This is a genomic window from Candidatus Kurthia intestinigallinarum (genome assembly GCF_003991225.1).
Classification (GTDB): Bacteria; Bacillota; Bacilli; order Bacillales_A; family Planococcaceae; genus Kurthia; species Kurthia populi.
Genome location: NZ_JTFC01000209.1, coordinates 1 through 1,754 on the forward strand (window position 1 = coordinate 1; position 1,754 = coordinate 1,754).

Below are 1,754 nucleotides of genomic sequence, written 5' to 3' on the forward strand. Positions count from 1 at the left end.
TCAATGGTAAACGTCCATATTGATGTGTTTTCTCCAAGAACTTTTAAAATTCTATCCTCAGCGATTGAAGCACTCAAGGAAACAATTAACGCTATTTTTTCTTTAAACTCCGAAGGCTTTTTTATTATATATTCAGCTTTTACATCTTCTTCTGGCCATATCCAGGTGGAATCAGGTTCTCTTTGTCTTTGAAATACATCTACAATTGGTATATCTGAAAACATTGTCCCTAACTCTATCAAAAGTGGCTGAGGTGCTATCCCAAACAAAGAAATATGTTTTACATCATGTGATGATAAAAGGGGTACTATCTTTTCTTTAAATTGAATTTGCAGATTACGACTTTCCAATTCCCAAAAAAATTTGTCTTCATCTCTAAATGAACTATTATCTAAATTTAAAGATATAAAAAATTCATTAGCTGGATAGCGGTTTTCTTTTTTTAAAGCTGGATAGATTTCGTCAGGATTTAATGGTGACTTATGACTTCCAATATTTGTACCAAAGAGAACAATATGACTCTTTCGAGAGACATCCATTTTAGTAATTAGAGCTATTCTTTTCTCATGTTCATCTTTCATTTCTTTTAACAACTCTACAGTATGCCCATCTACATCCTTTTTATCAATCAGTCTATGATGAACATCACAAAGTAACATTATGTTACTAATTTCTTTTGCCAATTTTTTAGATAGCTCAATATCTCCTCTCGGACCCTTTGGACTGTCCGCAATAATATGTGCTAAATATGAGCTATTAAACTCAGCTTTAGTTAACTCGTCAACCCATAAAGGCTTATTACACCCTCTATACTGACATCTTCCTGCCGCTTTCCCCCATAATCTTGTCTTTACATCCTGAGGAATAGAACTAACCGACATTTAAATCCCACCTATCAATTCAAATTGTTCTTTCCATTCTATCCGAGAAAACAATCTTCTCATTTTAATAACTTGGCTAAAGTAGTCACATTTAGTTACTCTTTCATCGCAACCACACGGACACATCATTCTATTTCCTGCCTTTTTTCTACTTCCTAAAATTTTCAACATTTGACCAACATCCTTAGAGCTTTTCAAATGAAATAAATTTTTAAAATCTGAGATTAATCCTTCATCGCCATGTTCTAATTCTCCAAAAATAAAACCTTCTCCAGTTAGTTGATTAATAGTGACTGCGTATAAATACGGGAGAACACAACTTTCAAAAAAAACCTTAAACTCTGGTGACTTTTTTAATACGAGTTTTAATCTTATTGGTGCACCCAAACAAAAAGATCCATCTGGATTGATATGATTTGATGGTACGTTAGCGATTCGATTTTCATTTTCGTATATAGTCGGGAGTTTTAATGGATAATCAGGTGGAATTTGAATGGATAATGAATATGCTATTTTACACGATGCATAATCTTTAAATTGTAATTTTCTTTCAAAATCTCCTTCTAAAACTAGATTATTAGTCGTCGTAGGTTTGATACGAAATTCACTATATTCGAATAAAAAACTTTCAATCAATTTTAAATTCATTTATATTCTCCAAGGTTGTACTTGCGGACTTGTTACTATGTGTAATGGCTTTTTATTTTCTGCTTTAAAACCATATTCATCTACTAAGATATCCTCATTAATATTCAATGAAAAACCTTCATTTAATATAACTTTAACTTCTTTAGCTCCATTTACATTTAAAAGCTTTTTGAAATCTATCTTAGCTTGAATAAGCCATCTATTAAAATTTTGTTCTAATTTTAA

3 protein-coding genes are annotated in these 1,754 nt (G+C 31.4%); all 3 read right to left on the reverse strand.

Annotated elements, in window-relative coordinates; all coding sequences use genetic code 11:
• A partial coding sequence (locus QI30_RS19880; protein ID WP_126992157.1) for an SAVED domain-containing protein occupies positions 1-881 on the reverse strand: 881 nt, incomplete at its 3' end.
• Positions 882-1,529, reverse strand: a complete 648-nt coding sequence (locus tag QI30_RS19885; protein ID WP_126992146.1) for a hypothetical protein — start codon at positions 1,527-1,529, stop codon at positions 882-884.
• The coding region (locus tag QI30_RS20755) for a hypothetical protein (RefSeq protein WP_158621112.1) at positions 1,530-1,754 on the reverse strand (225 nt) is incomplete at its 5' end. It abuts the gene before it with no gap.

Excerpts from the sequence above, each read along its gene's own strand:
- QI30_RS19885 (WP_126992146.1), bottom strand. The coding sequence starts at position 1,529 with ATGAATTTAAAATTGATTGAAAGTTTTTTATTCGAATATAGTGAATTT.